The organism is Microcoleus vaginatus FACHB-2002 (assembly GCF_040004035.1).
GTDB classification, from domain to species: domain Bacteria; phylum Cyanobacteriota; class Cyanobacteriia; order Cyanobacteriales; family Microcoleaceae; genus Microcoleus; species Microcoleus vaginatus_C.
In genome coordinates, this window is the sequence record NZ_JAMPLN010000023.1 from 126,554 (window position 1) to 133,325 (window position 6,772).

The following is a 6,772-nucleotide window of genomic DNA, read 5'->3' on the forward strand; positions in this document are numbered from 1 at the left end:
GGGAGTGCGATAGGAATAAAATATTTCCTTCTTGCTTCTTCCCTCTTCCTTGTTCCCTCTTCCTTCCACATCCGATATTAATCGCCGACTTCCCCGACAACCTCCGCAGCAGCCTGAGTTTCGAGCCAGAGTTTGAGCAGCAAGAGCTCCGCCCGATCGCCCAACACCGTCGCAAACACGCCGTCAGCCCCCTCAGACGCATCAGAAATCCACGTACCGCGCAGAGTCACTTCTACAAAGTCAGCATCAGCAACACAAAGGGCGATCGCATCGTTGTCGTTTCGGCGCGCCTCAGATTCCAACAGAGGCAGCGCCGACAAATTCGCGGGCAGCAAAAATGCCGCAGTGCTCGGTTCGACGCTGATGCTTTGACCAACTCGCATAGCCAGCACAACTCGCAGCGCCACTAACTGTTCGGGAGATTGAGCCAAACGCTCTAGGTTAAAGCCCGTTTCAGTGTAAGTCAACTTCAGCATATTGACAGCCCTAAATTTGGAATTGAAAGTTAAAAATTGAAAGTTGAAAATTGGTAATCGGGAATTGGGAATTGGGCATCGGGCATCGGGCATTGGGCATTGGGCATTGGATAGGTCGAAATGAAAAGTTTGCTATTCCGACCTAAAATCCTTTTTAATTACAGGACTGAATTAGCTATTAACTATTAGCTATTAGCTATTACCAATTACCAATTACCAATCCCCCATGCCCCATGCCCCATGCCCTATTCCCCATGCCCTATTCCCCTATTTGATATTCGTGCCAAAACAGTTCGGCAAAAGCAACAGTGGGGTGTATGGGGGCCTTCGGCTTAGTTCGCAGAGACATTCCAGCTTCTATGGGAGTTCGATCACCCTTACGAGAGTTGCACCGTTCGCAAGCAGTCACCACGTTGTCCCAAGTATGCGGGCCGCCCTTCGATCGAGGCATGACGTGATCCAGCGTCAAATGCCGATTGCTACCGCAGTATTGGCAAGAATGAGCATCGCGGCGCAGAACTTCCCGGCGATTGACCGGGGGCACTTTCCACAGGCGTTCCCTGTTACCAAAAGTCAAGCGGATTTGTTCGGGTACGTGGATGCTGGTGCTGGGCGATCGCACCAGCCAGCCGTTGCCAATGCTAAAATCAAGAGGTTCAGCCTTGCCTGTTACCAACAGTACGATCGCCCGTTTGATGTTGACACGGCTCATTGGTAGGTAATTCTGAGAAAACACCACCACAGATTGCCTCAATACATCAGTTACTACGGTCACGGCTTGCTCCTCCTCGTCAATTTTGGATTTTAGATTTTAGATTTTAGATTTTGAATTTTGAATTTTGGTTGCTTCGTCAGCATTGGCTACATCTGATTTTTTGCCAGTTCCCCAAGCCGATCGAATTTCTCAAATATCCAATCAAATGCCCCCGCTTCTCTTACTTAGAAGCGGGGGCTAGAAAAACTGCGTTCATGCAAATTTTCATCCTGTCTCGGTACAGTCGTTTAGCTGTACCTCCCGCTTCGCGTATCTCGATCTGGCTGTGCCACTTGGAGACCGTCCCGGTCTACCTCGTTGTAATTAATTTCTGCAATTTCTCCTAATCCACTATAACCGTGTTTATTTATGCCCTGGCCCGCCCACGAGGTCGCTGCAACAGTCGCAAAACCCGTGCTAAAGACGTGCCGTAACGACTCGGAGCGACCCGTGGGGCGATCGCACTTCAGTTGATAGGTGGAGTAGGTGGGGAGAAATTTCAAAGTCGGCAGAAAGTGGTAAGAGACCTTTAAATCTAGCTTTAAACATACTACACTGATATTACACATATGTCCACCCGTCACGGAGAAAAAATTATGCATACCCTACCTAGAACCTCAACCACCGAAATGGAAGTCACCAGCATTCGACTCGAAAGAGAACTCAAAGAGAGACTTAAAGAGCTCGCGGGCAATCAAGGCTATCAAGCTTTGATTCGAGATTTGCTCTGGAATTACGTGCAGCAGAAGTCTGGAGAGTATCGGCAGATGTTTTCTCGATCGGATATTCGAGCCAGCATTAATGCCACAGCACAGCAGGAGGAACGCTGCGCGCTTACAGGAGAGTTGATTCGACCGGGCGGGCCGATGTTATTAGGCCTGACGATGCACGGCGAAATGGTGCCGCTGAGTATAGGGAGTATGGCTGGATAAACCAGTTTATCGAAAATTTGTGAGAGCGATCGGCCTGGGGTGAAGGCCCCAGGCGCTGAAGATGGGTTTCCGAAGCATTTCAAGGAGATATATTTAACGAACCGCGAAGACGCGAAGTGCGCGAAGAAAGATGAGAGAAGGAAGAAGATAGGCAATGTTAGCGGTTCGGGAGTTTGGTAACGCAGATCCGGAGGCTCGCCCCACGCGCGAGAAGAATGCTAAACTTTCCATCGGGCGTGCCGAACAGACGATCGTACATTTGATGAAAAAAATTAAAGTAATGCTGAAAAACCGCTACTTGACTGCTGCGAGTTCGATCGCCCTTCTCACAATTATTGCCGGATGTGCAGCTACTGAATCACCTCAACTTGCATCTCCCTCTCCTGTAGCTGAATCCTCCCCGCCGCCAGTTAAACCAAGTCAGCCTCAGCCCTTAATAGTCTCTGCTACCAATCCTGAAACCCCCACAAATACCAAAATCCAGCAATATCTCAACGGGTTGGCAGCCCAAGGTTTTGCCAAAGAAAACCAAGGCGTCTGGATGCAATCTGGCAATACTTTGCTAGCCAATCATCAAGGTACCGTTCCTCTGTCAGCCGCTTCTATTACAAAAGTAGCAACATCTCTCGTAGCGCTGCAACAATTCGGGCCGGAACATCAATTTATTACCTTAATTGGTACAACGGGAAAAATTGAAAACGGCGTATTAAAAGGCGATTTAATTGTTCAGGGAAACGCCGATCCGTTGTTTGTCTGGGAAGAGGCGATCGCCCTTGGTAACGCCTTAAGTCAAAAAGGGATTAAGCGAGTCAGTGGCAATTTGATAATTGTCGATAAGTTTTACATGAACTTTGAACTTGATCCCCTCAAATCGGGAGAATTGCTCAGACAAGGATTGAACAGTCAAATCTGGTCCAGCGAAGCCGCCGCCCAGTATCAAACCCTGCCTCCAAATACGCCAAAACCCCAAATAGCAATTGAGGGTACTGTACAAGTTTTGCCAGCATCTCCCAATGACGTGCAGCCTTTAGTCAAACATTATTCTTTGCCTCTTGCTGAATTGATCAAAAAAATGAATCAGTACAGCAACAATCTCATGGCAGATATGCTAGCTGATACTGTCGGAGGCGCCAAAACTGTCGCGCAAAAAGCAGCAGTAGCAACCGGAGTTCCTCCCGCAGAAATTCAACTCGTCAACGGTTCGGGATTGAGCGAAGAAAATCTGATTTCTCCCCGGGCTGCTTGCGCGTTATTTATAGCTTTAGAACGCTATCTTCAACCTTACAGCATGACAGTTGCTGATGTCTTAACTGTGGTTGGGAAAGATCAAGGAATACTATCAGAACGGCCGCTTCCCCAATTAGCAGTGATCAAGTCTGGCACATTGGATAATGTTAGCGCTTTGGGCGGAGCCCTGCCCACTCAAAAACAAGAAACAGTGTGGTTTGTGATTATGAATCGCGGGCCAAATGTCGAGACATTTCGCACTCAGCAAGAGGTTTTGCTGAAAAGCTTTTTGAATGACTGGGGAAGTGTTCAAGTTTCACCGCCCGAATTAACGTCAAATCCTGCTAGAAGTAGTAAGGTATCTCGCAGCGAAATTGTCAATTGATATCAATTCCGGTTGCACGGGAATTATTGTTGACTGTTGACGGGCGGGTCGAAAAACTGAATGGTTGAGTGTTAACTGTTGAGTCGATTTTATTATTCCGATGCAACCGGAAACGATAGGATTTGAGGCTGACGCATGGGGGCCCAGAAACCGGTTTTTTTTACAAAAATACTTCGTGGCAACCCGTAAATTTGGCAAAAAACCCCGTTTCTTTAGTTTGTAGGGTGCGTCAGCACAGAAATTTTAAATTTTGAGATAAAATAATGCAAGCTGATACACCCTAGGACTACAAACCAATTTAATTAGGGGTTTTTGCCCTAGCTACCACAATGCCGATCGCACTTTCGACTCTCCTAATATATCTCTGCAAGTCGTAAGCAACTGTCACCTCCCCAGCCGGCGAAGCGTGAATTAAACCGAGGTTCCCGTCAGCATTCCGATAAACTAAACCCGTGTGGGTGACATCCAATCCTTTAACATCCGTGGCTACTGCTACAATATCCCCTGGTTTTAACTGAGAATAAACACTTTTTATCCGATTTGTCGGGATGTAATTAACAGTAGTTTTGGCTAAGTCTGCTTCTTGGCTGACTCTGCACTGATAAGTTGCTTCATCTTTGACCATTTGCGGGTAACTGCTGCGGTGCTGACTCATGAAATTTAGTGTTTTATTCATGGGCACTCCACCTAATTCAGCGGTGATATTTTCCACAGTTTGGCGTTTGTGATTGTCGTTAATCCATTCGGAAAAATAGTGCAATCTGCTGCAATAACCGTTCATTTTACCGTTTAAATACCGCTGTTGTTCTATGCGATCGACAAAATTTTGATAGTCGTAATCTTGTACTGCTACCCCCCTGGCGATCGCCAAAACAGTTTCTACAAATAACACGCAATCAAATTTATTCAAAGTTACAATCAACTTTTCTTCGCCGGATTCGTCCAGCAAACCAGCGGCGTAGGGTTTTCCTAGGAAATTATCGGCGATCGCCTGGACGATTTCTCCCATCGAGCGATCGTGCAAATTTTGTTGTTTTGCATACTGTACAACCTGTTCAAAACGTGCTATGTCTTCAGGTTGTGAAATGGTTTCTCTCTCAGTATTATTTGAGTCCGATCGTCTCGCCAGCACCTTCAGCAATTCAGAATAGGAAATTTCCGCTAAATTGTTGAAGTCCCACAACATACTCGGAAAACTGGAAACAGTTTGCTTGTTTGTTATTTCCCGATTTTCGCTTTCTCCCGTCAAGGAAAACGCTACATCCGCGCCCTGTCCTGCTGTTTGTCGATCGACAACATATCCCGTAGCAGATTGAGACTGAGATGCCCAAACATCAGGTATCAAAGAATTATTGACGCCGACGATCGCAAATCCCAAAACCGCCAGACTCCAAAAATTTCTCATGTTTTTCAAAGGATTTTGCTTCAACTCAGTGCTATCCTGAAAATTTTACAATTACTAGAAGTCTCAATCAGCCTAGTAGACAGATAAAATTGGCAACAGCGGACTAGATCGATACACTTGTCATTTAGATGCCGCCCTATTATAAACTGATCGTGCGAGTTTGATAGCACAAAACTGTAATGCAAGTAGAACGCCGACGCCGCCCACGCCCAATTCCCGCCCGACGCCCAATCGAGCCCCTAGGCCCAATCGGGCCACGACGCCAAAGCAGCCAGCGTCCTGTCCAATCGCGTCGTCGAGTCAGGACGAAATTTTCTCGCTTAAAGTACCGTAACATCTTGTGCTTAATTGCCGGGGCGATCGCGATCGGTTGGATTGTCACAATACCGTTCAGAATTCGCCGTACCCCAGAACCGCCAGTCATTTTGGCTCAACAGGCCGTCTCGCCTCAAGAAACACTGTCGCCTCCGACAATTGAACCCTCGGAAAATTTAGCCGCTCGTCAAAGCGAGCCTACCTTTAGCTACAACATCAAAACACCTCCCAATCCCGTTTACTCTCAAGAATTGCAAGGGATTGTTGATGAATCTGTGAAAATTGCAACCAGCAAAGGATTGCCTGCCGAACGGCTATCAATTAGCTTATTTGATGTCAGCAATTCCAAAACTCACACCTTCGCCGGATATCAAAATCAAACTCTCCGATTTCCCGCTAGCGTTGCCAAGTTATTTTGGATGGCCGCCTTTTACTCAGCTATAGAAAAAGGCCTCATTACGCAACGAGAATCTACCTTTAAAAACGACCTAGATCAAATGATTCGCGTCTCCAACAACGATGCGGCCAGCAGGCTTTTAGACAAAATCACAGATACAAAATCCGGCGGACGGCTCGCAGGAGAAGAATTGCAAACCTGGCTGAAAAAGCGGACTCAAATTAACACATTTTTCCAGTCAGCCGGCTACAATGATATTCGTATAAGCACCAAAAATTATCCCATATACTATTTGAGGCAAGAAGGTCCAATCGGTCGCGACTTACAATTGCGGGGCGATGCTTCCCAGCCGATTCGCAATCAAGTAACAACCGACCAAGCTGCCAGATTAATATATGAAATCTATACTAGGCAAGCGGTTTCCAGCGTCGCCAGCCGCAAAATGGCTTACTTGCTGACGAGAGACTTAGACCCCAAGGCCTGGAAAAATGACCCCAGCAACTCGATAAAAGGATTTCTCGGCGAGTCTTTACCAACTAATATTTATTTTGGTTCCAAAGTAGGCTATACCTCTGGTTCCCGCAGCGAAGCGGCATTTGTTAGAACTTTAGACGATCGCGCGATTTATATCTTAGTTGTTTTTGCAGACGATCCGGCTTATGCCAAGGACGAAACAGCATTTCCGGCTATTTCCCGATACGTTTTCGATCGGCTAAATGCTCGCGGTCCCAGCACTTTGCAGTGATAGGGAGTAGGGCGGATTGACTCTATAGTTATTTCAAATAAAAATGAGACACTAACTTGCACAATAAGCGCGAATAATCTCATCAAGAGATGTGGCAGAATGCGAATACATTATAGCTCTCTTTAATGCACTAAAA

The 6,772-nt window shown here is 46.6% G+C and carries 7 protein-coding genes; 3 read left to right on the forward strand and 4 right to left on the reverse strand.

All coding sequences use genetic code 11. From position 1 onward, the window contains the following. Positions 1–77: 77 nt before the first annotated feature. The 3 genes from NDI35_RS19655 to NDI35_RS19665 all read right to left on the reverse strand — a co-directional run bounded on the left by NDI35_RS19655 (position 78) and on the right by NDI35_RS19665 (position 1,733). Positions 78–476, reverse strand: a complete 399-nt coding sequence (locus NDI35_RS19655; RefSeq protein ID WP_445314197.1) for an alr0857 family protein — start codon at positions 474–476, stop codon at positions 78–80. 259 nt (positions 477–735) lie between these two features. Continuing rightward, complete coding sequence (locus NDI35_RS19660; protein ID WP_190660760.1) at positions 736–1,251, reverse strand: HNH endonuclease; 516 nt, start codon at positions 1,249–1,251, stop codon at positions 736–738. Positions 1,252–1,478: 227 nt separating this feature from the next. Next, the gene (locus tag NDI35_RS19665) at positions 1,479–1,733 is read right to left on the reverse strand and encodes a hypothetical protein (RefSeq protein ID WP_445314198.1); all 255 of its coding nucleotides are present in this window, start codon (positions 1,731–1,733) and stop codon (positions 1,479–1,481) included. 93 nt (positions 1,734–1,826) lie between these two features. Here NDI35_RS19665 and NDI35_RS19670 point away from each other — a divergent pair, with 93 nt between their 5' ends. Beyond that, positions 1,827–2,162: a ribbon-helix-helix domain-containing protein gene (locus NDI35_RS19670; RefSeq protein WP_039886507.1), complete on the forward strand. Its 336-nt coding sequence runs from the start codon at positions 1,827–1,829 to the stop codon at positions 2,160–2,162. A 154-nt stretch (positions 2,163–2,316) separates the two neighbouring features. Next, positions 2,317–3,774 (forward strand): D-alanyl-D-alanine carboxypeptidase, encoded by a 1,458-nt coding sequence (locus NDI35_RS19675; RefSeq protein ID WP_510182640.1) that lies wholly within the window; start codon positions 2,317–2,319, stop codon positions 3,772–3,774. Between the two features lie 298 nt (positions 3,775–4,072). On the opposite strand, the gene NDI35_RS19680 is transcribed toward NDI35_RS19675, so the two are convergent. After that, the gene (locus NDI35_RS19680; protein ID WP_445314199.1) at positions 4,073–5,179 is read right to left on the reverse strand and encodes an N-acetylmuramoyl-L-alanine amidase-like domain-containing protein; all 1,107 of its coding nucleotides are present in this window, start codon (positions 5,177–5,179) and stop codon (positions 4,073–4,075) included. 179 nt (positions 5,180–5,358) lie between these two features. Between NDI35_RS19680 and NDI35_RS19685 the strand changes: the two genes are divergently transcribed. Further along, on the forward strand, positions 5,359–6,636 hold the full coding sequence (locus NDI35_RS19685; protein WP_445314200.1) for a serine hydrolase: 1,278 nt from the start codon (positions 5,359–5,361) through the stop codon (positions 6,634–6,636). Positions 6,637–6,772 lie beyond the last annotated feature (136 nt).